The organism is Lachnospira multipara ATCC 19207 (assembly GCF_000424105.1).
In the GTDB taxonomy this organism is placed as follows: Bacteria; Bacillota; Clostridia; order Lachnospirales; family Lachnospiraceae; genus Lachnospira; species Lachnospira multipara.
The window spans coordinates 296,519-322,741 of record NZ_AUJG01000002.1 but is presented as its reverse complement, the minus strand read 5'-3'; the positions used below and the strand labels follow the sequence as shown (position 1 = coordinate 322,741).

Sequence of the window (26,223 nt, the reverse complement as noted above, 5' to 3'; positions counted from 1 at the left end):
TAGAATATAATATTTAATTGTGGGGATTTATTGATAACAGTTATTTTGCTTTGATTTGACGCATTTGTTATCGTTTTGATCTAATATGATTTATGAGGTGAGACATTGGATAATTCAGTAATTATTAAAGGTGGAAAGAAGGGTATCACTGTAGTTCTAGATAAGGACTGCGCATTTTTAGAATTAAAGAAGAAGCTTGAGGAGAAGTTTGAGGCTTCTGCTAAGTTCTTTAATGATGCTAATTTAGCTTTAACATTTGAAGGTAGAAACCTTAGTTCAAGAGAAGAAAACGAACTTATTGAAGTTATTAACAAGGTTTCTGATTTAAACATTCTTTGTGTCATCAACAATAACCAAACAAGAGTTATGGAAGATAAAATTGATGAAATTGTGGAATCACAGATTGCATCAAGACTTAATTCTATTGATAAGCCTTGTCATTTCTATAAGGGAACACTTCGTTCCGGACAGGTTTTTGAGACAGAAGGCAGTGCCGTCATTTTAGGGGATGTTAATCCAGGCGGTAAGGTTATTGCAGGTGACAATGTTGTTATTCTTGGTAGTTTAAAGGGTTATATTACAGCTGGTTGTAATGATAATTCTAATGCTTTTGTATATGCGCTTGAAATGAAGCCTATGCAGATTCAGATTGGTGATATTATTGCTAGAAGTCAGGATTCTGAACCTAGTCCTAAGAGAAGATTCAGAAAAGATGAGGCAACAATAGAGCCAAAGATTGCTTATGTTTATGATAATAACATTTATATTGAGGACTTTTCCCAGGACGTTTTAGCTGATATTAATCTTTAAAAAATAGATAAAATGCTTGAAAAATAGCGGATTTTCATACATAATTATATATGTTAAGTTTGTGGTTAATTGAACATTTTAGCTTTTAGAGGGGCGTGTGAAAAGTTACACAGATTAATTTTTAATAATTTTCTAGGGAGGAAATAATAAAATGAGCGAAGTTATCGTTGTTACATCAGGTAAGGGTGGTGTAGGTAAAACTACTACAACTGCTAATGTAGGTACAGGACTTGCAAAATTAGGCAAGAAAGTTGTTATGATTGATACAGATACAGGACTTAGAAATCTTGACGTTGTATTAGGTTTGGAGAATAGAATTGTTTATAATTTAGTAGATGTTGCTGAAGGTAGCGTATCCGCAAGAAAGGCTATGATTAGTGATAAGAGATGTCCTAATCTTTACCTTTTACCAACAGCACAGACAAGAGATAAGGATGCTGTAACACCTGAGCAGATGCTTAAGGTGTTAGATGAGATTAAGAAGGATCCAGAGAATTTCGATTATATTATTCTTGATTGTCCTGCTGGTATTGAACAGGGCTTTAAGAATGCTATAGTTGGTGCAGATAGAGCTTTAGTTGTAACAACACCTGAGATTTCTGCTATTCGTGATGCTGATAGAATTGTTGGATTATTAGATGCTAATGGTTTAAGAAATAAGGAAGATTTAATTGTAAACAGAATAAGAGTTGACATGGTTAAAAATGGAGATATGATGTCAATCGATGATGTTAATGATATTTTACACCTTAATTTAATTGGTGCAGTTCCAGATGATGAGAGCATTGTTGTTGCTACTAACAAGGGACAGCCACTTGTGGGTGATGAATCATTACCAGGTCAGGCTTATCTTAATATTTGTAAGAGAATTTTAGGTGAGCAGGTTCCTTTCCTTGACCTTACTAAGCAGAGTGGTTTCTTTAAGAAGTTGGTTTCAGCATTCAAGAAGTAATTACTTTAAAAAATAATAGTGGGAGGGAATATTATGAGTTTATTAGATTTATTTAAGAAAAAAGGATCTTCTGAAGTCGCTAAGGATAGATTACAGTTTTTATTAGTTTCTGATAGAACTAACTGTTCTCCAGAGACAATGGAAAAAATCAAAAACGAAATTATTGCAGTTATATCTAAATATATGGATATTGATACAGATGGTTTGGATATTCAGATTACTTCAACACCACTTGAGGGCGATGCTGGTAATGTTCCAACTTTATTTGCCAATATTCCAATTAAGGATATGAGAGGCGGCTCAAGAGAAGTTAAATAAGAGGTATATTTATGATTTTTAAAAAATATCAACTTCGATCTTATAATTTCAGACTTGTAGCTTTAATTATAATAACATGCGTTTACGCAATATTAATTGTTAATAGTGCGAATTCGGCATATACATTAAGACAGGGCGTTGGTATGCTTCTGTCTTTTGTTATGATGATAGTAATATCATTTATTGATTACAATTGGATATTAAAATATTATTGGCTTTGGTATGCTATATCAACAATCCTTTTACTTGCTGTAAAGCTTGTTGGTTCAAGCGCTAAGGGTGCGCAAAGATGGATTTCTTTTGGTGGATTTTCAGTGCAGCCTTCAGAGTTTACAAAGTTGATATTAATTTTAGTGCTTTCTAAGTTGATTTCTATGTATAAGGATAGACTTAATACATTTAAATTCTTAGGAGTTTTAGCAGTTACAGTAGGTTTCCAGCTCTTACTTATTTTGGCTCAGCCTGACCTTTCTACAACACTTCTTACCTTTGTAATTTGTGTTGTTATCATTTACTGTGCGGGTCTTGAGTATAAGATGATTGGTAAGATCTTAATGGTTGTCATTCCAGTAATTGTGGTCTTACTTGCCTATATTATTCTTGATGAGAATCAGGTAATTTTAAAGAAGTACCAAAGAAATCGTATTATGACTTTCATCGATAGTAACTACTCAACAGACGATGATGACGAGGACGATGGCTCTGATGATGATACATATCAGCAGTATTATGCTGTTCAGGCTATTGGCTCGGGTCAGCTAACGGGTAAGGGCTTAAATAATGATGATTCTTCTTCTTTAAAAAATGCAGGCTATATCGCCGAGGCACAAAATGACTTTATTTTTGCTGTTATCGGTGAGGAACTTGGATTTGTAGGTTCGGCATTTACTATATTCTTAATTTTTGCCATAGTGGCAGAGTGCCTAATTACGGCTGTGAAAGCGCAAAATTTCGCCGGGCGACTGATTTGCTGCGGTGTAGCTGCCTATATAGGTTTCCAGTCCTTCTTTAATATAGGTGTTGTTACTTGGATTTTGCCTAATACAGGTATTCCACTTCCTTTCTTTAGTTGTGGTATTACATCGCTTATTACGGTATTTACATCAATGGGTATAGTACTTAATATCGGCTTACATACTAAGGTAGAAAGAGACGAGGATTTATTTGCCCCAGACTTTAAAGGTTAATATTAATTGAACATCAATAATTTTTTAATTACAAATTAATGTATAATTTTAAATTTAGGGATGAAATATCTTTAAAAAATTGGTATAATGTATATAAAATAAAAAGTCATGAGGTAGTAGTATGAATATTGGATTAATAGCACACAATTCCAAGAAAAAGTTAATGCAGAATTTTTGTATTGCATATAAGGGAATCTTAAATAAGAATCAGTTATTTGCGACAGGTACAACGGGAAGATTAATAGAAGAAGCTACTAACCTTTCGGTTCATAAATTTTTAGCTGGACACTTAGGTGGTGATCAGCAGCTATGTTCTCAGATAGAACATAATCAGTTGGACTTAGTTATTTTCTTAAGAGAAGTAGAAGGTCCTTTAATGCATGAACCAGATCCTAATAATATATGCGAATTGTGCGATATGTATAACATTCCTTTAGCAACTAATCTTGCAACAGCAGAGTTGCTTATTAAGTCACTTGAACGAGGTGATATGGAATGGAGACAGATTTATCAATAAGAGAATATTAAAATTAAAGCTTGCTAGGAGACTAGCAAGCTTTTTAAGTTTTGGAATGCACACACTGCTCAATGCAACTATTTAGTTATACTAAATAGTTGCAATCCTTTTATTCTTTACGTAATCTTACCATATTTCTTGCAGCACGTTTATTTTCGTCAATAAGGTCTGCATAATGCTTACGTGTAGTATTTACGTCCTTATGGCCTAAAACGTCCGCTACGAGGTAAATATCGCCGCTTTCCTGGTATAGGTTTGTACCGTAAGTACTTCTAAGTTTATGAGGAGTAATATGCTTTACTGTTGTAACAGTACGAGAGTACTTCTTTACAAGAAGCTCCACAGAACGGACGCAGAGGCGACTGTTCTTACTTGAGATAAACAGTGCATTTTCATGGCCCTCCTTAGGAGTTAATTGCTTTCTTTCCTCCATATAATCAAGGAGAGCTTCTCTAGCCTCATCACCAAAGTAAACAAAGCTTTCAGCGCCACCTTTTCGGTAAATGTGGATTCTGTCATTGTCAAAATCTACATCGTCTATATCTAAGCCAACACACTCAGATACACGGATTCCTGTGCCAAGCATGAGAGTAAGAAGAGCTAAATCTCTTGTCTTTAGCTTTTCATGTTTAGCAAGCTGGTTCTTAGTTAATTTATTACCTGATTCCACGTTATCAAGGAACTCTGCAACCTCGTTTGGCTCCATTCGAACAATTGGTTTGTCGTGGATTACAGGCATGTCTACTTTAAGGCTTGGATTAGTCTTAATAAACTCATATCGGAAGTAGTAGTTGTAGAAGCGGCGTAGGGCGCAGAGCTTTCTCTTAGCTGAGGAAGCTGAGTTTGAAACATCTTTGCCGTGTCTATTGTAGGATTTAATATATCTAAGGTAATTAGAAATGTCCTGACCAGTTATCTTATCAAGATCTTCAACCCTAAAATCCTTTATATCATAATTTGCAAATTTCTTTGTATCGTCAATTAAATATTTAAAGAAGCCTTTAATATCAAGAGCATATGCAATCTTAGTTCTTGCCTGCTTATTAAATTCTAAGCTATCAAAATATTCAACACAAAAGTCTGGCATCTCATCTAAAAGACCCTTTAATTGCTTTGCATATTTATTATTCATTTGCTCAACGTAATTCTTATTAGTAGCCATAAAAACCTCCTTTAAATCTAATTAGAATCTATATAAAATTAGCTGTTAAATTAATATTTCAGGCTTAAATACAGAAAAGAGCACTAGTTATCTTCATAGTTATCTATTCGCTAAAGTCCAGTTTAACGAAGTTAACCCCTTAAAATAATTATATCAAAGCTCAGTTCTTATTGCAAGTAAAATAAAGGAAAAAGCTGATAAAATCTAGATTCCAGGATAATTCATATCCTGATCTTCATTTACCAGCTAATCTTTCTTTTATATTATTTCGTAATTTAAATCTGTAATCACCTCATCAGTAATTAGTTTATTTATAATTACTTTGCAACAATCTTACCTTGATATAATTTCTTTGCAATAAAGTTTATGTTAAAAGCCTTCTGATACTTTTTAATTTTAGAGACTTCATTCTCTGTAATTATAGATATGCATGTGCCCTTATTGCCATTACGGCCACATCTTCCAGCTCTATGGATGTATTCTTCATTCTCCTCTGGTAGATTAACATTAATAACTGTATCTATATTATCAATCTGTAAACCTCGTGCTGCAATGTCTGTTGCAATTAAAATGTTGTATTTACCAGTTTTAAAGCCTTCAATTGTGTTCTTCTTTTGAAGTGAATCCTGATTGCTTGATAAACAAGCTACATTGTAATTATGATATTGAAGCTTCTGGTAGCTTTCATCTAGATCATACTTTGTATTAATGAAAATAATGCATTTCTCTGGTTTTGCAGCCTTAATGATTTTTCTCAAATTCTCAATTCTTTCTCTACGATCTGAGAAAAAGTAAAAATGTTTAATAGTTTTAGGTACCTGAGATTCATTGGCTGTATTGGCATTAATGTCTAGATAAATTGGGTTAAAGCAAAGCTCCTTAGCTTCATTCTTAGTTTTCTTATTAATGCTTGCAGAAAGTAATAAAACCTGTGTTCTCTTCATTAAAGACTTACGAATATTCTTAATTGTAGTCTCAAAAGTCTTATTAAGAAGTCTATCTGATTCATCAAGTACAAAAGTCTTTACCTCATGAACCTTAATCTTTTTAGAAGAAATAAGTTCTAGCGCTCTAGCTGGTGTAGCAACTAAAATAGCAGGTTTCATCTTCTTTAAATGCTCAATCTGACGCTTAATATTAGCCTCTCCCACTACAAACTGTGCATTAAGCTTCTCATCATACTCTAAAAGCTCATTAGCAACCTTTGCAATCTGAGAAGCAAGTTCTCCAGTAGGTGCTAAAATTAAGGCCTGTATATTGTTAGATTTAACGTCTAATCTAGCAATTATAGGTAAAAGATATGCTAAAGTCTTACCTGTAGCTGTATTAGAGCAAATAATCATATCCTTGTTGTTGTAAATGTGTTTAAATGACTGTGCCTGGACAGCTGTCATATCAGTAATCTTATTGCTATTTAAATAGCTAACAATATGCTCATTGATTTCTTTAATTTCGTTGAATTTCATACTATAACCTTCTTATAATTTTATCTAGTTTATTATATCAATCCCCTAGGGAAAAGTCCATATAACAAAGGCTAGCAAAGGCTTAAGAATACTAGAATTTAAGCAGATTAAGGATACATAATCAATTAATAAACTCTATCTAATTCTCCTAGTAATCAATTCCCGTAGTAATATACAATTAAATTCTCACCAGAATAAATTGTCTCTGAGTTTAGGTTGTTGAGTTCCATAATGTTGTTAATGTAGTTTTTCTTGCTTTCATTGCCATTATTATACTGATCTTCAAGATTCCATAAAGTATCATCGTTCTTAATTTCAATGCTTGTATAGTACTTAGTTGTCATCTTAGCTTCATTAGTTTCTGAAGCCTTAGCATTGATATTAAAAAATGCTACGATAGTAACAACAGTTATCATAAGAACAGCAAAGGATATTAAAGAAAGCTTAATACCAAAGATAGTTCTTAATCTTCTAGCTCTTTTCTTTCTTCTTTCTATAGTTCTTTTCGATAATACTGCCTCTCTATTATTGATATAATTATTAGGTCTAATTTCCTTTAAGTTTCTTCTTGTCATATTCATAAATTTAACCCCCATTTAGATTGATTAAAACGCTTGTTTGGAACAACTGTTCTGCTGTTCTATAATTGGATTATATTATTCGAACAGTCGTTTGTCAATAAAATTCGAACAAAAATTTCGAACATTTTTTCCGAATTTCTGTTTGTAATTTTTATGAACGTGTGATACAATTATTTAAAAGATTAATGAAAACTATTAGATAGGAGGCTTATTATGGCATATGGGAGAATAACTGCTAAGCAGACAGAGATACTTGAGTATATCAAGAGCCAGATACTTAATAAGGGATATCCACCTTCAGTACGTGATATATGTGCTGCGGTTAATTTAAAGTCAACATCATCAGTACATGCTCATTTAGAGACATTAGAGAAGAACGGATATATTAGACGAGACCCATCTAAATCAAGAACTATTGAGATCATTGATGACAATTTTAATTTAGTTAGACGTGAGGTTGTTAACGTTCCAATTCTTGGACAGGTAGCTGCAGGTCAGCCATTACTTGCTGTTGAGAATGTATCTAACTACTTCCCTATTCCATCTGAATATTTGCCTAACGAAGAGACATTTATGCTCACAGTTAAGGGTGAAAGTATGGTTAATATGGGAATCTATGAAGGGGATCAGATTATTGTTAAGAAGCAAAGCACAGCTGCTAATGGAGAAGTTGTTGTTGCTTTAGTAGATGATTCTGCTACAGTTAAGAGATTTTATAAGGAGAACGGCCATATAAGACTTCAGCCAGAGAATGATTTTATGGATCCAATTATTGTTGATGATTGCGAAATTCTTGGTAAAGTAATTGGCCTTATTAGAATGAATATCGTTTAATGATCATTGATTATTAATTGTTTATTCTTTAGATTGTTTTGTAACTTAAAAGAGACTATTTAGTATTACTAAATAGTCTCTTTTTTATTCATATTAAATTTATCAAGAATTATAAACTAGCAGGATCTAATTCCTTACCGTCCTTCCAAATTCTCTCAAGATTATAGAAAGCTCTATCCTCTTCTGAGAATACGTGAACGATAATATCATCAAAATCCATTAAAACCCATGTTGAATTACCATGACCTTCAACTCTTGGGTCCTTGTAGTTAGCTAAATGCATCTGTTCTTCTACATTATCAACTAAAGCCTGAACCTGGTTGATGTTTGTGGCACTACCAATTACAAAGTAATCAGCAATTACAGAAACATTACTTATATCAATGATTTTTACATCGCTAGCCTTCTTATCAGCTAAGGCATTAGCAGCGATTTTAGCCATTTCTTTAGAACTATTTGAACTCATAATTACCTCTCTTTTATTCTCTAATTTAACTCATATAAGTTACTATTAATCTTCCACTCTATTACTAGCATAGAAAGCATAAGCTTTGCTTGTCATTACATCAATTGTCTTATTCTTGCTTTCAAGATATTCTAGTGTGTCCTTTAAGCAAAAATATACTGCTTCATTAATATCTTCAAAGGCAAGGCCTCTAATAATATCCACATCCCAAGCCTTATTTCTATAAGGTTCGATGTAGTCAGCAATAAATACAATCTTTTCTAGTAAAGACATATTAGGCTTTCCTGTAGTATGAAATTCAATGGCAGAGCATATCTCTGGATTATCTATTCCGTATTTAGTTCTAGCATAAAGTGCACCAAGTTTAGAGTGCAATAAATAAGGGCTTTCAAGCTCAGTCTGACTAACACTTAGATTAGCCTCCCTGCACTCTTTTATCTTTAAATCGTCATCTACACATTTTGCGCAATCATGTAATAAGCCTGTGATATAAGCCTTCTCCATGTCAGAGTTATAGCGCATAGCAAGGCAAGCTGCTGTATCTGCAACTCCTATAGAATGTTTAAAACGCATAGGATCCTTTTCAAGTGCTATTTCTACTTTGTTTCTGATTTCTTCGATATAAGCATTATTCATTTATACTCCAATCTAGTCTAAATATACAAGTTGTTATCTTTAATGTAATTTTCAACTTCGCGACCAACCATATCAGTAATCGATTTGTTTTCCTTAACTCTATTTCTGATTTCTGTTGAACTAAAAGGAATAGAATCACATTTTATAAAGTCAATTTTAGCATCGTATTTAGAAACTAATAATTTCTTTTGACGATTAAGCTCTTCCACCTCATATTCATCTCTGTTGGCACATAATAGATGGCAATGTGCGCAAATGTACTGAGGCTTATACCAATCAGTTATGGCAAATAAAGAATCTGCCCCGATAATAAAATAAATCTTATCGTAATCTGAGGCAATTTCTCGTAATGTATCAGCGGTATAAGTATTACCCTTTCTATCAATTTCGATAGTAGATAATTCCATATAATCATAATCCTTAATTGCAAGCTCTACCATATTGCAACGGTGCTTTGCATCCACAATTTCAGATTGATTCTTATAAACTGGTGTGCCGCTAGGCATAACTAAAATCTTATCAAGATTAAACTGCTCATGTGCAGCCTTAATTAATTCAAGATGTCCAAGATGAATTGGATTAAAAGTTCCACCCATTATACCAATAACATTATCAGTTGCCATTATTTTGCCTCTTTTCTTGCCTTTGGAAGCTCAATTTTTTTGTGATCCTTAGATTCCTTGTAAAGAACAATCTTCTTTCCAATAACCTGAACAACTTCAGATCTAGTTCTTTCAGCAACAATAGCTGCAATGGCCTTAGGGTCATCTGCACAGTTTTGAAGAACATGAATCTTAATTAATTCACGCTTTTCAAGGGCTTCAGCAATAGCTGCTGTATTCTCAGGTGTAAGGCTATTCTTACCAAACTGGAAAATAGGATCGATATTCATAGCAAGACCTTTAAGGTAAGCTCTTTGTTTACTTGTCATAATCATTTTAACTAAGCTAATCTTAGCTAATCCTCCTAATTTAAATATAGTCTATTAAAAATGTATTATTTACTTAAGCTCTATAATAATCAAATTGTAGGTAATCGCCGACTCTTACAGTCTCGCCTTCTTCAATACCTAATTCCTCTAACTTATCAATAGCGCCGCTTGTCTTCATAAACTTCTGGAAGAAGTCGAAGCCCTTTTCAGATTCAAGGTTAGTATAACCAAGCATCTTATCAATACGTGGGCCTTCAATGATGTACATATTCTCTTCTTCATTAAAGTATACTTCAAATGCTTCATTAGGATTATCAAACATTTCTTCTTCAGAGATTTCTCTTTCAAAGACAACTGGTTCATCCTTGAAGTTATCAAGTAATTCTCTAACAGCCCAGAGAAGGTCCTTAACACCCTTACCAGTTACTGCAGACATAGGATATACCTTAATACCTGCTGGTTCGAATTCATCCTTTAAAGTCTTGATTGGGTCATTCTCACCATCATCAAAGATAACATCAATCTTATTAGCAGCAATAACCTGTGGACGCTTTAAAAGATCTGGATTGTAGTTCTCTAATTCCTTATTGATTGCCTTAATATCAGCAATAGGATCACGTCCTTCAGTAGATGCAGCATCTACGATGTGAATAATAACCTTAGTTCTTTCAATGTGACGTAAGAACTCATGACCTAAACCAACACCCTCTGAAGCGCCTTCAATAAGTCCAGGAATATCAGCGATTACAAAACCACGACCACCCTCTACATCAACAACACCAAGGTTTGGATTAAGAGTTGTGAAATGGTAATTAGCAATCTTTGGTCTAGCATTAGTTACTCTTGAAAGGAATGTAGACTTACCTACATTAGGGAAACCTACTAAACCTACATCGGCAATACACTTAAGCTCAAGTCTTACCCATAATTCCTGGGCATCCTGACCTGGCTGAGCGTACTGAGGAGCCTGCATTGTAGCAGTTGCGTAATTCATATTACCCTTACCACCACGACCACCTCTAAGAATAGTCTCACATTGATTATCGCCTGACATATCAGCAATTACCTTGCCTGATGCGTCATCATATATTACAGTACCTTCTGGAACCTTGATTACTAAATTCTCTCCGTCCTTTCCAGTACATCTTTTCTTTCCACCTTCTTGACCACTTTCAGCCACGTATTTAGCATTGTGTCTGAAATCACCAAGAGTATTTAAACCCTTGTCAACTTGAAAAATAATGTCTCCACCATGGCCGCCGTTACCACCATCTGGTCCGCCGGCAGGAACGTATAACTCACGTCTAAAAGAAACGTGACCATCGCCACCCTTACCTGATTTGATGAAGATTCTAACTCTGTCAGCAAACATATATAACCTCCACGTGCATTCAATTAATAAGAATGCTTACTGGCTTAAAACCTGATATAAAAATACCACGTTACAAACAATATATCAAATGTATAAAATCAAATAAAAAGCTCCAAATCCGAAGACTTGGAGCCACTTTACTTACGCTTCTAATAATAATATTATTCAGCAACTGGGTAAACAGAAACCTGCTTCTTATCTCTACCCTTTCTTTCGAACTTAACACGTCCATCAACAAGTGCGAATAATGTATCATCGTTACCACGACCTACGTTAACACCTGGATGAATCTTAGTTCCGCGCTGTCTGTAAAGAATATTACCAGCTAAAACAAACTGTCCATCAGCTCTCTTAGCACCTAATCTCTTAGATTCTGAATCTCTACCGTTCTTTGTAGAACCAACACCCTTTTTATGAGCGAAGTACTGAAGGTTCAAATTCATCATAGTCATTACACCTCCTTGATATTAATCAATAAGTATTGGGCATTGTCACTAGCTATTGAATTCATACCTAACTCAAATGCCTGTAATAAAATTCTTGTCTCATTACTGATAGAGGACATCTTTAATTCAATTAAAGCACCGTCTTCATCAGTATTTAAATCGAATTTATCAGTAGTAAATGCCTCAATGGAATTTACTGTATTAATTGTAAGTGTTGAAATTGCTGCACAAACTATATCTTCACCTGCATCGGCAAAACCAGCATGTCCAGAAACCTTAAAACCTACAATCTCCTGAGATTTACCATCTCTGTATAAGTCTACTAAAGTCATGGATAAACACCCTCAACTAATTAAGCATTGATCTTTTCGATCTTAACCTTAGTAAATGGCTGTCTGTGACCATTCTTCTTGTGATATCCAGTCTTTCTCTTGTACTTGTAAACTACGACCTTAGCTTCTTTACCTTCTTCAATAACTGAAGCAGTAACTGTAGCACCTGCTACTGTTGGCTCGCCAACCTTAGCCTCACCGTTGTTAACGAAAAGAACCTGGTCAAATGTTACAGTATCACCAGCGTTAACTGAAAGCTTCTCAACGTTGATTACGTCACCTTCAGAAACTGTATACTGCTTACCACCTGTTGCGATAATTGCGTACATATGGCACCTCCTAATAAATTACTCGCCAGTTTTGGAGGGATATTCATAAAGAAAAATCCACTTGTATCCTAACTGAGCGGCATACTATAATAATATATATCAAATATAGTGGTATGTCAACATATTTTCTTTACAATAACTTTAATTCTTCTAAATTATAGTATTCTTCTAAATATTTAGAGGTATTAAGGCACATTTCCTTAAATAAATCCTTACCAGAAGCCAAATCAAGATTAGAACAAAGTCCCTGATTCATAAAGGAAGCAAAGATTGTTTTAAAGTCACGATTTTTAATGCCCTCATATAAAGTCTCTACATTTTCAGAGGCACGCTCCACAAGGCTAATTACTGAGTTGTTTAAAGGCTTTGCCATAATTGGTCTAACGCTATCATGAGTAAATATAGCATTAGTCTCTACTACTGCTCCAAGCTTTAATTGTGGCATCTGTCCCTCATTAATTAGGTTTACATTACTAATCTTTTTGCCGTAGCCAAGAATTGCACTCATAATATCTACGGCCTCTTCGCTAGACTTCTTAACCTCAATTGGATGCTCACCCTTAGCAATCTTAATTGATTCCTCAATCTTTTCATTGGCCTGATTAATTCTAAAGTCAATGCTTGTTAGGGCAAATTTCCAGCTATCCACGCATTCTTTATTCTTTAGATACCAGTTATTGTTTACAAATTCAACTAGATGGCGGTCTCCTGCTGCCCCTAGAGTCTTATATCTTCTATAGAGATCCATTTTCACCTTATTAGCATAGGCAAAAGGGTCAGTCTTATACTGGTTTGCATCCCCATGCTCGTAGTGGCCCTCATCAAAGTGCTTTTTAATAAAATCATCAAGATAGTCCATAATCTCCATGTCCTTGTACTTTGCAGAGCTAATCCAAGTAAAGTGATTAATGCCAGAAACTTCAGTGTAGATTTCGTCTCTATTTGGGCGAATTCCCTTAGCTTCTTTTAAAACGTCACATAGGAAGTCCTGTGTATGGAAAACCTCATGACAGCAACCAAAAGCCTTGATTTTAGGGAAAACATCATAAAGAGTCTTTGTGCAAATTGTCATTGGATTAGTAAAATTAATAACCCAAGCCTTTGGACAAATCTCTTTAATAGCCTTTGCAAAGCCCTCATAAATAGGCACTGTTCGCATAGCACGAAGTACGCCACCAGGACCCGCCGTATCCCCTACAGACTGATAGATTCCATATTTTTCAGGCAAATGTACATCTGATCGCATCTCATTAAAAGTACCAGGAAGTATAGAAATCACTACAAAATCAGCACCCTTTAGGCAGTCCTTAAGATTTTCATAAATCTTATAATCCCATTTGTTAATACAATCCTTAGATTCATTAATTCTTGCACCAATTTCCTTGTTTCTTTTTGCAGCCTCTAAATCAATATCGTAGAGGCCGATTTCTCCAGTAAAATCCTTTACTAGAGCTAAGTCGTACATAAACACTCTTGCCCAAAGCTTTGAGCCACCGCCAATATAGGCAATTTTCACATTTTTCATAAAATCCCCCTTATTCAAGTAATCCTAAGTAAGTAATTAAAGTTTAGCTTTTATCTAAATTAAAAAAGCTAAAATTTTTCGCAGCGCTAATATAAGCAACTAGCTAATAAGCCTGCCATTTATAAAATCCAAAGCCCTAAATAAGAACTTAGAATTCCAATAATAATTGCTACGATTACATCCTTTACAAAATGTACCCCTGCCAAAACTCTTGTAATGGCCATAATAACTGTAAGTATAATTAAGGCAATACCAAGAAATAGGTTAATATACATAGCGCAGCCTGCAATAAGTGTGGCACTAAGCACATGTCTACTTGGCATTGATTGTCTCTTCTTTTTCTTCTCAATAATTGGCTTAATGTCATAGATTTCGTAAGGTCTTCTAGCATCAAGGGCAAGTCTTAAAATTGAAATCACCACAAAAGTTGTAGCAGGCACAATAATAAGCTTTGCAATCACAAGATAAGAAGCCTTTGTATAAATAGAATTAAACAAAAGGAAAAAGTAAGCGATTACAAAAGGTATAATCAAAAATCGATATAGGAATATAAGCGCTTTCTTTGCCCCTTCATGCTTGTCAAAATAATCAGTAATTTTCTTGTAGTTAGTCTCGTAATTCTTCATTTCTTTCTAGTCCCATTCTTTCTTTTAATGTTTGACCCTGCTTAGTTCTTGTAATTTCCACAAGCCCAAGCTTAGTCATATCGACGATTCTTACCCCCACTTCATCGTCTTTAGCTTCCTTTTTAAGGTATTTTAATAAGTCCTCATTTAGGGACTCATCCTTCATATTAATAAAATCAACAATAATAATGCCGGAGATATTTCTTAATCTTAACTGAGTAAGAGTAGCCCTCGCAGCCTCAATATTAACATTATAATTTGATAAATCTTTGTCCTTACCCTTTTTTGGAACAAATTTACCAGAGTTAACATCCACCACCGTTAAGGCTTCCGTCTCCTCAATTACAAGGTATGCACCAGATTTTAACCAAACCTGACGCCTTAAGGCCTCATCAATATTGTGTTTTATAGAATATAAGCTATATAGTGGCAGCAGCCTATCCTCATAAAAGCGAAGTCTTGTATCAGATAGATTGCAGTTATTCTTAATAAGGCTGAAAGCCTCTTTATTATCCGTCACAAGTTCAAAATCTTCTTCTGCCACTAAGTGGTTAACCTCAGTAATGTAGCTAGGTAGCGACTCATAAACTTTTGTATAAAAAAGACCATGTATTGCTATCTTTAGGATTTCCTTATAAGTATTATGCAAATGTTTCGCCTCATCCATTAGCTCCGTAAGATTTGCATTAACCGCATTAGATCTAATAATAAAGCCGTAACTAAGCTTAGATCTTGTGTCCTTAAAGTCAGCCCCAAGTTCCCTAACTAGCTCTTCATTCATAAGCTTTAGTTCATAGGCTAGACTAGCTGCCCAGTTAGAAACATTTTCATCATTCTTAATCTTTTTTGAAACTAAAACCCCATTTACGTCCCTTGATAAAACCAGATATTTATAAGGAATCTCAAGCTTAGAACTAAGCGTGTGAGGCTTTGTCTTATGAGGTGGATTCTTTACCTGAACTAGAATCTTGTCCCCGATGTTTGGCAAGTCGTTATTCTTATTATTTAAAAAGATGTGATCTTTGTTTTCTGAAAATGCATAATAGCCCTTCTGCTTATTGCTAAATTCAATAAAGCAAGCGTTAATGGACTTTACAACATTTTCCACACGACCAATAAAAATATCGGAGATGTTATGCTCATTGTCGCACACCGTTAGACTCTTAATCTCATCATCTACGTATTTCGCACTGATTAATTTATTATTGTAACTAGTAATAATTAATTTAGTAGACATAAAAATACCACCTAGATTTAAATAAATTTACTCTAGATGGTATTATAACTCATATTTTATTGCAATTAAAGGGAAGTCCCTAAAATTTTATTAAATATTTCTTATAAAGAAGTTTCTGTAAAAACAAGACTTATTTCCAGTGTGGCAAGCTGCTCCAACCTGTCTTACCTTAGCAAGAATTGTGTCGTAATCGCAGTCAATATCAAGAGAACTTACATACTGAAGGTGACCTGATGTTAGACCCTTAGTCCAGAGCTCATCACGGCTTCTTGAATAGTAAGTCATAAGGCCAGTCTCTAAAGTCTTATTAAAGGCCTCCTCGTTCATATAGGCAAGCATTAAGACCTCGTTATTGACGTAATCCTGCACTACTACTGGAATTAAGCCCTTATCATCAAGCTTACAATCTGACCAGTTTAAGTTACTAATTACTTCCTTTTTGCTTTCCTTTGAAAATGCATCAAAAGACTCATACTTTGCCACAGCCTTGGCAAGGTCAATTCTTTTTTCATAGATAGCTTTTCCAATGATTGCTCCATGGATGCCGGCATTAGATACATTTTCTAAATCCTCCATACAAGACATACCGCCGGAAGCGATAATGTTAATACCAGTCTTGTCAGATAAAAGCTTAGTCTGCTCTACATTAGGACCTACAAGCATGCCATCCTTTGAAATGTCAGTGTAGACGATATTCTCAACACCCATCTCCTTCATTGAAAGGCATAGGCTAAGGGCTGTCTGATCAGATAACTTCTCCCAGCCTTCAATAGCAACAAGACCGTCCTTTGCATCTACTCCAACTACGATTCTATTAGGGCCAAATTCTTTGATGGCCTCTCTAATAAATTCAGGATTTTCTACAGCCTTAGTACCAATGATAACTCTGTAAACTCCTAAATCAAGCACTTCCTTGATGTTTTCAAGGCTTCTAACGCCACCACCAAGCTCTACAGGAATACTAACGCTATCAACGATTTCCTTAATAGCCTTGGCATTGACTCTATAGCCCTTTAAGGCACCATCAAGGTCAACAACATGTATAAATTTTGCACCAGCCTTCTCAAATTCCTTAGCAATTGTGTAAGGCTTATCAGAATAAACTGTGACCTCATTAAAAAGGCCCTTCTTTAGGCGGACACATTTGCCATCCTTAATATCTATTGCTGGGTATAATCTCATTTTAAAATCCTCGCTATATTTTATTTATTTAGTAATACTAAGTAGTTCGTAACGCTAAAGTAATAACTTTATAAATTAACTTATAATTACAAGCTTCCCTTAGTAGATAATACATTAGTTATACGGCTATCCTTTGAAACCGCCTCATCAAGGGCTTTTGCAAAGGCCTTAAACATAGCCTCAATAATGTGGTGGTCGTTCTCTCCCCACATCTTCTTTAGGTGGAGGTTCATACTAGCTGAGTAAGAAATTGCATAGAAGAACTCCTTAACCATCTGTGTATCAAAATAACCAACTGAATCGCTCTTAAACTCTGATTCAAAGACTAAATATGGGCGATTTGATAAATCGATGGCGCAAAGAATTAAAGTCTCATCCATTGGAAGGAAGAAATTACCGTATCTTTTAATGCCTACCTTGTCTCCAAGGGCCTTCTTTATAGCTTCTCCTAAGACAATTCCCACATCCTCAATGGTGTGATGGCAATCAACGATTAAGTCTCCCTGAACTCTTACTTTTAAGTCAAAGAGGCCGTGCTTTGCAAAGCTTTTAAGCATGTGATCAAAAAATCCAATGCCAGTATCCACGTCTGCATTTCCTTTGCCATCTAAATTAAGATAGAGGCTGATGTCTGTTTCGCTAGTCTTTCTATTAATTGTTGCAGTTCTAGCAGATTGATTATTTGCCATATTTCCCTCCTATATTTAAAATCACGTATTTTAAATCCTATCGAATCTTATTTAAATCCTATTCAAATCTTACCTTTATAGAATTTGCATGAGCTGTTAAGTGTTCTGCTGTTGCGAATTTCTCAATGTCTAGGTGTACATTTTCAAGGGCTTCCTTAGAGTAAGAAATAATGCTTGATTTCTTAATAAAGTCATCCACTGATAAAGCTGAGAAGAACTTAGCTGTTCCATTAGTTGGAAGTACGTGGTTTGGACCTGCAAAATAGTCTCCAAGAGGTTCTGATGAGTACTCTCCAAGGAAGATTGCACCTGCGTTTCTAATCTTAGTCATAGTATCAAATGGATTCTTTGTTACGATTTCTAAGTGCTCTGAGGCGATTTCATTAGCTACAGCTATAGCTTCATCTAAAGTATTTGCAAGTAAGATATATCCGTAGTTATCAAGAGATTTCTGAATGATTTCCTTACGGTTAAGCTCAGCTACAAAGCCATCTACTTCTTTTGAAACTTTTTGGGCTACTTCTTTTGAAGTTGTAATTAATATAGCTGAAGCCATTTCATCATGTTCTGCCTGTGATAAGAGGTCTGCTGCCACGAAACGAGGATTAGCGCTTTCATCAGCAATAACTAAGATCTCTGATGGGCCTGCAACGGAGTCGATACTTACATAGCCAAAGACAGCCTTTTTTGCAAGAGCTACGAAAATGTTACCAGGTCCCACAATCTTATCAACCTTTGGAATTGACTGTGTTCCGTAAGCCATAGCTGCAATAGCCTGAGCTCCACCAACCTTAAAAATCTTATCAACCCCTGCTTCATTAGCGGCAACTAAAGTTGTAGGATAAACCTTACCTTCGCTATCGCAAGGAGTACACATAATGATTTCATCAACTCCAGCAACCTTAGCTGGCATTACATTCATTAAAACTGAAGATGGATAAGCTGCCTTACCACCTGGTACATAAACACCAACACGCTCTAATGCAGTAACCTTCTGACCTAGAATTGTGCCATCTGGCTTTGAATCAAACCAGCTGTACTGCTTCTGCTTTTCGTGATAGTCCTTAATATTAACTAAGGCTTTTCTAATAACTGCTACTAATTCCTCATCTACTTCCTTATAGGCAGCAGCGATTTCTTCCTTAGTAACTAATACATTGTCTGCATTAATATTTGCCTTATCGAATTGCTTAGTATAACTAAATACTGCTTCATCCTTTTTAACCTTTACATTAAGTAAAATCTCAGCTACGGCATCCTCAAACTTACCGTAGTTACTTGGACTTCTCTTTAAAAGATTATTTAATATATCATTTTTTGTATTCTCATTTAATTCTACGATTCTCATAACTTCCTCCTATTACTATAATCCAAAATTAAATCATAATCCTAAATTACAATTTTATATTAAATCATAATCCTAAGACTATAATATGCTTTAATTCTGGCTTTCTGCAAGATAATTCTTAATATCATTTATGAATTTATTAATACGCTCGTTCTCCATCTTCATGCTAACCTGATTTACTACGATTCTAGCTGATAAAGGAGCGATTTCTTCTAATACTTCAAGACCGTTTTCACGAAGAGTTGCACCTGTCTCAACAATATCTACAATAACTTCTGATAAACCAACAATAGGTGCAAGCTCAACAGAACCATTAAGCTTAATAATCTCTACTGTCTGGTGCTTCTTATTGTAGAAGTAATCCTTTGCAATATTAGGATACTTTGAGGCTACTCTAATAAGTTCGTGATGCTGTAGCTTTTCACGAGCGGATGCAGGACCGCAGACGCACATTTTACATTTTCCAATGTTTAAATCATAAACCTCATAAAGGTTTCTTTGCTCTTCAAGGATTGTATCCTTACCTACAATACCGATGTCTGCTGCACCGTATTCTACATAGGTTGGCACATCTGATGGCTTTGCAAGGAAGAACTTAAAGGCAATATCTTCGTTAGTAAAGATAAGCTTTCTAGTTTTCTCGTCCTTCATTTCCTCACAGGTAACGCCAACATTTTCAAAAATCTCTAAGGCTTTCTTAGCTAATCTACCCTTAGCAAGGGCTACTGTTATATATCTCATAAATAATTCCTTTCTGATTTAATCTATTTACAAAGGTTTTCGCATCCATTTTCATCAATCATAATAACATCTAGCAAATATGAATTCTTTGCGTAAGACTTATAAGTTTCAAGATCTTTACCGCAATCCTTAATAAGGCATACTCTTTGACCGTCTGCTCTTAGAGCATTGGCCTTTTCAAGGGCTTTTTTAAGGGCTGCTTCCTTGTAGCAAATAAGTGTACCAGAGTAATTTCCAGTAAACTCAAGGCCCTGTCTGTCAATAGCAGCCATGAGTCTATCAATTACAAGGGAGAAACCAATTGATGCCTTATCTGAACCAAACTGGCCCATTAACTTGTCGTATCTACCACCTGTTGCTACTGCTTGGCCTGTGCCAAAAGTATAGGCTGAGAAAATAATGCCAGTGTAGTAAGAATGGATTGAAAGTGAGCCTAAATCAAAGCTAATGTAGTTATCATAGCCTGAAATCTTTAATAATTCGTAGAGATCTTCTAATCTCTTAATTGCCTCAAGACAGTCCTTATTAGTTGTAAGGCTCTTTGCTCTATCAAGAATTTCCACAGAACCAAAAAGCTGTGGAAGTTCAAGTAAAATCTTCTTTATATCCTCTTTAATGTTTAGGGAATTTAGCAATTCCTCCTCACCAAAGTAGTTCTTCTCTCTAATTAAAGTTGTAAGCTCTTCTGCTACTTCCCCAGAAATTCCTGCTTCGTTAAGTAATCCGTTGTAAAATGCAACATTTCCCACTTCTACCTGGAACTCCTTAAGGCCTGAGGCTTTCATACATTCAACAAGCATGCTTAAAACTTCTAAATCCGCCTCAATTGAAGAATCATCAATAAGCTCAGCGCCAATAACTGTGTTCTCCTTTAATCTACCCTGATAGTACTTGTTATCGTTAATAAAAGTATTACCCTGATAGCAAAGCTTAATTGGAAGGCTGTGCTCCTCAAAGTACTTAGCTGCAAGTCTAGAAATAGATGGAGTAAAATCCGGTCTAAGAACTAAAGTGTTACCATATTTATCAAAGAGCTTAAACATCTCATTAGATGGAATTGAGCCCCTTTCCTTATTAAAAACATCAAAGAACTCCATACTTGGTGTTTCAATATCGTTATATCCATAAGAGAGGCAAACCTGATGAAGACTAGTTTCAAGTATCTTCTTTTGATTGCATTCGCCATTATAAATATCTCTAAAACCTTCCGGTGTATGTAATAAATCTTTCTTCATAGTATCCTCAACTTTCTTTATTATTATTAATATCTTATTAAAATTCTAATGATTTAATACAGTAAAGTTTTACTGTGCTAATTTGCTACTAAGATAAAATGATTATATATAATAATCCTTTTCTTGTCAATTAAAATGCTAGCAATCTAAGTAAAAAAGCCACCTCCTAAGTCACATGGTAGTGCTTTGGAAGTGGCTTTGTAGTTTATTTTATTGAGCTTTCAAGAATATCTTGTATATCTGTAAGACAATCCTTGCCGGATATATCACCAGTAAAGGAATCGACCAAATTTCCTTTCACATCAAAATAAGTGATATACCATGAATTGCCGTATTCTTCAGTTACTTCACAATCTTCAAATTCATCCATTTCTGTAAGAAGTGTGTAGAGTGTCTTTAAATTCTCATCAGTTAAATCATACATATCATCTGCTAAGAGACCTGAGACATTGTAATTAGCAGTATATTCTACTACTCCATCATAATAAACTGTCCAAGAAGAGTATTCCCAGTAATCATCATCTGGATCATAGTTACCAATATTACTATTAGTAGCTGTCATCATGACGATATGATCATTAGTTGGCAGTTTGCTAGTATCTTTCTTGCAGCTAGTAAGGTTTAGGATTGTAGTTGAAACAAGAACTAAAACCATTAGCTTTAAGAAAATGTTTTTAAAACCCTTCATTAATAAAACTCCTTTATTTAGTATTGCTACATTTTCTTGTAGTTATTTGCGTAGCAAATCACTACTCGTGTGCGAGCCGCGGCAAAGCCGCATCTAATGCGAGCACTTCTTTTAAGATTGTAACTAATTTCTAGAGGTTAAGTCAATATTAATAGCCTCTAAAAAATGCACAATTACGCCATTTGCCTGTCCAATCTTATAAGTTTTATCAACTTCGTCATAGGTGAAGCTTTTTCTGCCTCCCTTTTCCATTCTTTCCCAGAAGTAAAGGATATCTCTAAAGGGAAGGTAATAGAATTCATTTTTATGACTAAAATAAAGAATTATAAAGGAAATGCCATCCTGCTTTTCAAAATCTCTCATAAAGTCAATCTGATGCTGATGGATGTTAGCTAGGGGAAAAGTATCTGTTTGACATTCTTTAGCATCAAAACAAATAGGAATACCTTGAACTATACCGATATAATCTACTGTACTTTTTTGATCAAAATAGGCTAGAGTTATCTGTCTTGTATTTTGATCCATTTTCACAGGCTTAATTGGTGTAGGTATTTTTTGAATCAAAGCAAGGCCTTTTTCCTTATATTTATCAATGGATATATTAATGAATTCTTCTAGTGCTTCTCCTCTAAGTCCTCTTGAATTCCAGGTTCCCATAATCCCTCTCCTTTAAGTATAGATAAAAAGAGTTTTGGTATTTCACTCTTTATAGTATAGTCATTATTATTTAAGTTGCATTTAAGTTCATAGGCTGTAAGTAACTGACTAGATAACTGATATTTTTTCTTAAAATAATCATTTAACTTATTATCCCCATACTTATAATCTCCAATAAGTGGGTGATTAATTGAAGCTAAATGAGCTCGAATCTGGTGCGTTTTACCAGTAATTAGCTTAACCTTTAAAAGAGTTAGTTCTCCATTATTGTCAATTGGAGTATACTTTGTCTTTATATATTCTGTGTTTGCATCGTAATTGTCAGTAGCTTTACTGTTTATATTATTTACAGTTACTTTATTTAACTTATTATCCTTAGTTAATTTAGCAGATATAGTTTCAGACTTGGTTAATACGCCAGAAACCACAGTAATATAGTATTTATCAAAAGTTCTATCTTTAAAGCCCTTTGATAATTCCTGTAAACCCTTAATAGTTTTACCGCAGGCTACAATTCCTGAAGTGTTTCTATCAAGTCTATTACAAACACTAGGTTTAAAGGTATCTAAATCCTCTATTTTAAGATTACCATTCTTAATTAAATAAGCAATAAGAAGCTCATTTAAAGAAACATCATCATTCTTAGCTTTTTGAGTAAGAAGGCCTACTGGTTTGTCTATGAAAATGTAATCTTCATCCTCATATATCACCTTTAAGTCCTTATAAATCTTATTATAGTAGCTAGAAATTTTGTTATCTTTACCGCTATCTTCACCCTTTGTAAATTTTTCTAGAGTTTCCTCTGAGAAAAAGATTTTAATGACATCGTCTTTTTTTAGGAGATCTTTGCCATCACTTTTTTTACCATTAAGAGTAATATTCTTTTTTCTAAGCATTTTATAAATAAAGCTAAGAGGCGCATTGGATAAATACTTGCATAAGTATTTATCTAGCCTTTGGTTAGCGTTCTTATTACTTATAATTATTTCTTTCATAGTTCTTCCTTGTAAATTTATTAATAAAAATGTTACGCATTACACGCACATATTTAAAATTTGCTTCTCTAAATACTTAGTTCTAGCGATTTCCTTTTCATCTCTATTCTTAAGATTTAAGCTCTTAAGTTCTTTTATGAATTTTTCTTCACTAGATATAAAGTTTACATTTGCATCAATCTTAACATTAGACAAGAAGTCCTTTATGTTAGTTCTTAGGAAATTCTCATCAATTTTCTCTCTTGTATAAAGATAAAGAGTGTTATTATCAAGGGCTAGAGCCTCGATGGATACAGGGTTTTGCTTATTAGATAGTATTAAATCAAAATCCGTATGTGGGTAATTTGTAGCTCTTATTTTTTCATAAAAATCCTTATCTATAGCCTTAGCTCTAAAGCATATTATTAGGTTAACTAAGAATTTTGCAAAGGGTAAAACTAAGATTACAGCCACTAAAGTACAGTAGTTATTTCTTGTTTTAAACACTAATAAACCAATAACATATAGTAAAATTATTACAAAAACAAAGCCAATACAAATCCCTAAATTTAGCTTCTTCTTATGATCAATATATCCTTTTTGTCCCTTTTCCATTATTACATCCCCTTAGTTCTAAATTTTAGTTAAAGCCCGCTTTATATCAAGTTAAAGAAAGCCTAGGTTAAAGCCTAAACTTGCGCTTAAACTAAGGCCTAAACCAATGCCTTTAAATCCTCTAATTCTTTTTCTGTTAATTCCCTATATTCGCCTTCTGCTAAGCTAGGGTCTAACTCTAAATTTCCCATGGAAACTCTTTGTAAATAAAGGACTTCAGACTCCACTGCTCTAAACATTTTCTTAATCTGATGGTACTTGCCCTCTTTAATTGTTATCCTACAAGCGGTAAGCTTGCCCTCGTAGTGGCGTTCTTCTCTACTATCTTCGTCCACATAATCAAGGGCTTCGCTTGTTGTTTCTAGGATTTCAAGCCTAGCTGGAAGGGTTTTAAAGCTGCCCTCTTCTTTTGAAGAGTCCTTTAAAACTATTCCTTTTAAAAATGTATCTACGACTTCAGTTTTTATCTCGCCTCTCGCCTTTAAAAAGTAAGTTTTTTCTACATGCTTTTTTGGAGATAACATCTTGTGGGCTAGCTCTCCATCATTTGAGATAATTACAAGACCGTGAGTGTCCTTATCTAGTCTTCCAATAGGGAAAAGATCTGCTCTTGTTTTATTTACAATTAAGTCCACTACTGTTTTTGCATTTTTATCTCTACTTGCTGAAATTACTCCTGCCGGCTTATTAAGCATGAAATACTCAAATCTTTTTAGAATTATTTCTTGCCCATCAAAGAAAATCTTATCCTTCTCGTTATCAATTTTTAATTCAGCTTTTAGCTTATTGTTGCCATTAACAGAAATTCTGCCCTTCTTAATAAGCTCTTTTACCTGACTTCTTGTTCCCACAGAAGCTTCCACCAAGTGTTTATCTAGTCTTACTAACATATAATCTCCTACATCCATCTCCAACCTGCAAGGTATTTATTCTTAACCTGGCCGTTGTTAAACTTACCCCAACCAAGAGGGTAACCAGAAACGCCAATTAATACCCAGCCGTTTTTAACATCTGTAAAGTCGTCGCAGTCAAGAGTTTCACCCTTTAAGTACTTAACGACTCTTTCATCATTTACATCCAAATCAATTACATTTGGATAATCCTTTAATTTAAGGGCCATAGCAAGAGCCTGGCTAGGTTCAAATCTATTCTTCTTAATTTCACCAAGAAGTAAGCCATTTCTAATAATACGAAGGCCCTTCTCCTCCTGCATATACTTTGAAACGAGATAACAGTATGTACCGCGGATATTGATATATTTGCTATCGTAGTCAAAGTTAAAGGAATCAAGGAAATCAGTAACTTCCTTTGGAACCTTATTATTAAAGCCTGGATTTACAAAATGTATATTATTATCAGGGTCAAGTTCGCCCTTCTTCTTAAGTAAAGCCACGAAATGACCTTCCCCTTCCATCTTGTGAGGGAAAATTCTTACAGTCTTAGAAATGTTCATTTCCTTGTCAGAATCACTTTCCTCAAAGCCGTGTGAAAAGCCTTCGTATGGCTTAATATCTACAAGTTCAAAGTCATCTCTATTAGTTAAGAGATACTTAATTGTCTCTTCATCTTCAAGCTTACTAAAAGTACATGTTGAATAAAGCATCATTCCGCCTGGCTTTAGCATTTCTGCACCTGACATAATAACGCTTCTTTGAATTTCAGCATAAACTTCAGGACCTGTCTTTTCCCAAGCTTTAATTAGCTTGTTGTCCTTTCTAAACATACCTTCACCAGAACATGGGGCATCAATTAAAATCTTATCGAAGAACTCAGAGAATCTATCCTTAATTTGCTTAGGATCTTCATTTAAGACGCAGATTTTATTGTCTCCGTTAACTTCTACATTTTTTAAAAGAGCCTTAGTTCTTGAATTACTAATGTCGTTAGTAATAAGTAAGCCAGTATTATCAAGCTTTGCAGCAAGTTCAGTGGACTTACCACCAGGGGCTGCACACATATCAAAAACCACGTCGCCCTTGTTTATAGGTAAGACGTTAGCTGGAGTCATAGCACTTGGCTCCTGTATATAGTAAAGACCTGCAAAGTAATATGGATGCTTTGCTGGTTTGTCATCTTCTTCATAATAAAAGCCATTTTCAATCCAAGGAATTGGCTTTAGTTTAAATGGGGAAATCTTTAAGAAATCCTCTGTGGAAATTTTTAAATTATTAACTCTTAAACCATAAAGTCTTGTGTCATCAAAACTGTTAAGATAGCTTTCAAAATCATCGCCTAGCATTTCCTTCATGGAAGCTAGATATTTCTCTGGTAAATTCATAAGCTACTCCTTTAAATTACTGCTAAAAAATAGAAATACATTTTCTTCAAAAAAATACATATACCAAAGCTCATAGCTTAGCAATCGCT

Annotated in this window: 31 protein-coding genes; 6 read left to right on the top strand and 25 right to left on the bottom strand. The window is 34.5% G+C overall.

Features of this window, described 5'->3' with window-relative positions; all coding sequences use genetic code 11:
• The first annotated feature begins 105 nt into the window (after positions 1-105).
• The 5 genes from G600_RS0103935 to G600_RS0103915 all read left to right on the top strand — a co-directional run bounded on the left by G600_RS0103935 (position 106) and on the right by G600_RS0103915 (position 3,784).
• Entirely contained in the window at positions 106-810 is a 705-nt protein-coding gene (locus G600_RS0103935) for a septum site-determining protein MinC (RefSeq protein WP_027430771.1), read from the top strand.
• A gap of 151 nt (positions 811-961) precedes the next feature.
• Positions 962-1,762, top strand: coding sequence for a septum site-determining protein MinD (gene minD, locus G600_RS0103930; RefSeq protein ID WP_027430770.1), 801 nt, complete (start codon positions 962-964; stop codon positions 1,760-1,762).
• Between the two features lie 33 nt (positions 1,763-1,795).
• Complete coding sequence (gene minE, locus G600_RS0103925) at positions 1,796-2,080, top strand: cell division topological specificity factor MinE (protein WP_027430769.1); 285 nt, start codon at positions 1,796-1,798, stop codon at positions 2,078-2,080.
• Between the two features lie 11 nt (positions 2,081-2,091).
• Positions 2,092-3,267 (top strand): FtsW/RodA/SpoVE family cell cycle protein, encoded by a 1,176-nt coding sequence (locus tag G600_RS0103920; protein ID WP_242826345.1) that lies wholly within the window; start codon positions 2,092-2,094, stop codon positions 3,265-3,267.
• A gap of 121 nt (positions 3,268-3,388) precedes the next feature.
• Positions 3,389-3,784, top strand: coding sequence for a methylglyoxal synthase (locus G600_RS0103915; protein WP_027430767.1), 396 nt, complete (start codon positions 3,389-3,391; stop codon positions 3,782-3,784).
• 109 nt (positions 3,785-3,893) lie between these two features.
• Here G600_RS0103915 and G600_RS0103910 read toward each other — a convergent pair whose 3' ends face one another.
• The 3 genes from G600_RS0103910 to G600_RS14940 all read right to left on the bottom strand — a co-directional run bounded on the left by G600_RS0103910 (position 3,894) and on the right by G600_RS14940 (position 6,993).
• On the bottom strand, positions 3,894-4,946 hold the full coding sequence (locus G600_RS0103910) for a tyrosine-type recombinase/integrase (RefSeq protein ID WP_027430766.1): 1,053 nt from the start codon (positions 4,944-4,946) through the stop codon (positions 3,894-3,896).
• A 317-nt stretch (positions 4,947-5,263) separates the two neighbouring features.
• Positions 5,264-6,412 carry a DEAD/DEAH box helicase gene (locus G600_RS0103905; protein ID WP_027430765.1) on the bottom strand — a complete coding sequence of 383 codons (1,149 nt, stop codon included), beginning with the start codon at positions 6,410-6,412 and terminating at the stop codon, positions 5,264-5,266.
• A gap of 155 nt (positions 6,413-6,567) precedes the next feature.
• A complete protein-coding gene (locus G600_RS14940; RefSeq protein WP_051195349.1) occupies positions 6,568-6,993 on the bottom strand; it encodes a LysM peptidoglycan-binding domain-containing protein in 426 nt (141 codons plus the stop codon).
• Positions 6,994-7,206: 213 nt separating this feature from the next.
• Between G600_RS14940 and lexA the strand changes: the two genes are divergently transcribed.
• Complete coding sequence (gene lexA / locus G600_RS0103895) at positions 7,207-7,827, top strand: transcriptional repressor LexA (protein ID WP_027430764.1); 621 nt, start codon at positions 7,207-7,209, stop codon at positions 7,825-7,827.
• Positions 7,828-7,936: 109 nt separating this feature from the next.
• Here the strand turns inward: lexA and rsfS are convergent, their stop codons facing one another.
• The 22 genes from rsfS to G600_RS0103785 form a co-directional block, all read right to left on the bottom strand.
• A complete protein-coding gene (rsfS, locus tag G600_RS0103890; protein ID WP_027430763.1) occupies positions 7,937-8,293 on the bottom strand; it encodes a ribosome silencing factor in 357 nt (118 codons plus the stop codon).
• Positions 8,294-8,338: 45 nt separating this feature from the next.
• The gene (gene yqeK / locus G600_RS0103885) at positions 8,339-8,929 is read right to left on the bottom strand and encodes a bis(5'-nucleosyl)-tetraphosphatase (symmetrical) YqeK (RefSeq protein WP_027430762.1); all 591 of its coding nucleotides are present in this window, start codon (positions 8,927-8,929) and stop codon (positions 8,339-8,341) included.
• A 17-nt stretch (positions 8,930-8,946) separates the two neighbouring features.
• Positions 8,947-9,552, bottom strand: coding sequence for a nicotinate-nucleotide adenylyltransferase (nadD, locus tag G600_RS0103880; protein WP_027430761.1), 606 nt, complete (start codon positions 9,550-9,552; stop codon positions 8,947-8,949).
• Positions 9,552-9,860, bottom strand: a complete 309-nt coding sequence (gene yhbY, locus G600_RS0103875) for a ribosome assembly RNA-binding protein YhbY (RefSeq protein ID WP_027430760.1) — start codon at positions 9,858-9,860, stop codon at positions 9,552-9,554. The genes nadD and yhbY overlap by 1 nt, the downstream gene beginning before the upstream one ends.
• Before the next feature lie 73 nt (positions 9,861-9,933).
• Positions 9,934-11,232 (bottom strand): GTPase ObgE, encoded by a 1,299-nt coding sequence (gene obgE, locus G600_RS0103870; RefSeq protein WP_027430759.1) that lies wholly within the window; start codon positions 11,230-11,232, stop codon positions 9,934-9,936.
• 161 nt (positions 11,233-11,393) lie between these two features.
• A complete protein-coding gene (gene rpmA / locus G600_RS0103865) occupies positions 11,394-11,678 on the bottom strand; it encodes a 50S ribosomal protein L27 (protein WP_027430758.1) in 285 nt (94 codons plus the stop codon).
• Positions 11,679-11,683: 5 nt separating this feature from the next.
• Positions 11,684-12,010, bottom strand: a complete 327-nt coding sequence (locus G600_RS0103860) for a ribosomal-processing cysteine protease Prp (protein WP_027430757.1) — start codon at positions 12,008-12,010, stop codon at positions 11,684-11,686.
• 20 nt (positions 12,011-12,030) lie between these two features.
• Entirely contained in the window at positions 12,031-12,339 is a 309-nt protein-coding gene (rplU, locus tag G600_RS0103855; RefSeq protein WP_027430756.1) for a 50S ribosomal protein L21, read from the bottom strand.
• Between the two features lie 130 nt (positions 12,340-12,469).
• Positions 12,470-13,864, bottom strand: a complete 1,395-nt coding sequence (locus G600_RS0103850; protein ID WP_027430755.1) for a family 4 glycosyl hydrolase — start codon at positions 13,862-13,864, stop codon at positions 12,470-12,472.
• Between the two features lie 119 nt (positions 13,865-13,983).
• Positions 13,984-14,490 carry a phosphatase PAP2 family protein gene (locus G600_RS13710; RefSeq protein WP_051195348.1) on the bottom strand — a complete coding sequence of 169 codons (507 nt, stop codon included), beginning with the start codon at positions 14,488-14,490 and terminating at the stop codon, positions 13,984-13,986.
• Positions 14,471-15,727, bottom strand: a complete 1,257-nt coding sequence (locus tag G600_RS0103840; RefSeq protein ID WP_027430754.1) for a ribonuclease E/G — start codon at positions 15,725-15,727, stop codon at positions 14,471-14,473. The genes G600_RS13710 and G600_RS0103840 overlap by 20 nt, the downstream gene beginning before the upstream one ends.
• A 90-nt stretch (positions 15,728-15,817) precedes the next feature.
• On the bottom strand, positions 15,818-16,909 hold the full coding sequence (gene hisA, locus G600_RS0103835; protein ID WP_027430753.1) for a 1-(5-phosphoribosyl)-5-[(5-phosphoribosylamino)methylideneamino]imidazole-4-carboxamide isomerase: 1,092 nt from the start codon (positions 16,907-16,909) through the stop codon (positions 15,818-15,820).
• Positions 16,910-16,995: 86 nt separating this feature from the next.
• The gene (gene hisB / locus G600_RS0103830) at positions 16,996-17,598 is read right to left on the bottom strand and encodes an imidazoleglycerol-phosphate dehydratase HisB (RefSeq protein ID WP_027430752.1); all 603 of its coding nucleotides are present in this window, start codon (positions 17,596-17,598) and stop codon (positions 16,996-16,998) included.
• A gap of 58 nt (positions 17,599-17,656) precedes the next feature.
• Positions 17,657-18,946: a histidinol dehydrogenase gene (hisD, locus tag G600_RS0103825; protein ID WP_027430751.1), complete on the bottom strand. Its 1,290-nt coding sequence runs from the start codon at positions 18,944-18,946 to the stop codon at positions 17,657-17,659.
• 90 nt (positions 18,947-19,036) lie between these two features.
• Positions 19,037-19,687 carry an ATP phosphoribosyltransferase gene (hisG, locus tag G600_RS0103820; protein ID WP_027430750.1) on the bottom strand — a complete coding sequence of 217 codons (651 nt, stop codon included), beginning with the start codon at positions 19,685-19,687 and terminating at the stop codon, positions 19,037-19,039.
• Positions 19,688-19,710: 23 nt separating this feature from the next.
• Positions 19,711-20,922, bottom strand: a complete 1,212-nt coding sequence (gene hisZ, locus G600_RS13705) for an ATP phosphoribosyltransferase regulatory subunit (RefSeq protein ID WP_034245428.1) — start codon at positions 20,920-20,922, stop codon at positions 19,711-19,713.
• Between the two features lie 205 nt (positions 20,923-21,127).
• Positions 21,128-21,610 carry a hypothetical protein gene (locus G600_RS0103810; protein WP_027430749.1) on the bottom strand — a complete coding sequence of 161 codons (483 nt, stop codon included), beginning with the start codon at positions 21,608-21,610 and terminating at the stop codon, positions 21,128-21,130.
• A gap of 123 nt (positions 21,611-21,733) precedes the next feature.
• Positions 21,734-22,267: a Holliday junction resolvase RecU gene (locus tag G600_RS0103805; protein ID WP_027430748.1), complete on the bottom strand. Its 534-nt coding sequence runs from the start codon at positions 22,265-22,267 to the stop codon at positions 21,734-21,736.
• Complete coding sequence (locus G600_RS13700) at positions 22,225-23,262, bottom strand: RluA family pseudouridine synthase (protein ID WP_034245426.1); 1,038 nt, start codon at positions 23,260-23,262, stop codon at positions 22,225-22,227. Before G600_RS13700 ends, G600_RS0103805 begins: the two co-directional genes overlap by 43 nt.
• Positions 23,263-23,301: 39 nt before the next feature.
• Entirely contained in the window at positions 23,302-23,856 is a 555-nt protein-coding gene (locus G600_RS0103795) for a hypothetical protein (RefSeq protein WP_027430747.1), read from the bottom strand.
• A 98-nt stretch (positions 23,857-23,954) separates the two neighbouring features.
• Positions 23,955-24,746 (bottom strand): pseudouridine synthase, encoded by a 792-nt coding sequence (locus tag G600_RS0103790; protein WP_027430746.1) that lies wholly within the window; start codon positions 24,744-24,746, stop codon positions 23,955-23,957.
• An 8-nt stretch (positions 24,747-24,754) separates the two neighbouring features.
• Entirely contained in the window at positions 24,755-26,134 is a 1,380-nt protein-coding gene (locus G600_RS0103785; RefSeq protein ID WP_027430745.1) for an RsmF rRNA methyltransferase first C-terminal domain-containing protein, read from the bottom strand.
• Between the last annotated feature and the right edge of the window lie 89 nt (positions 26,135-26,223).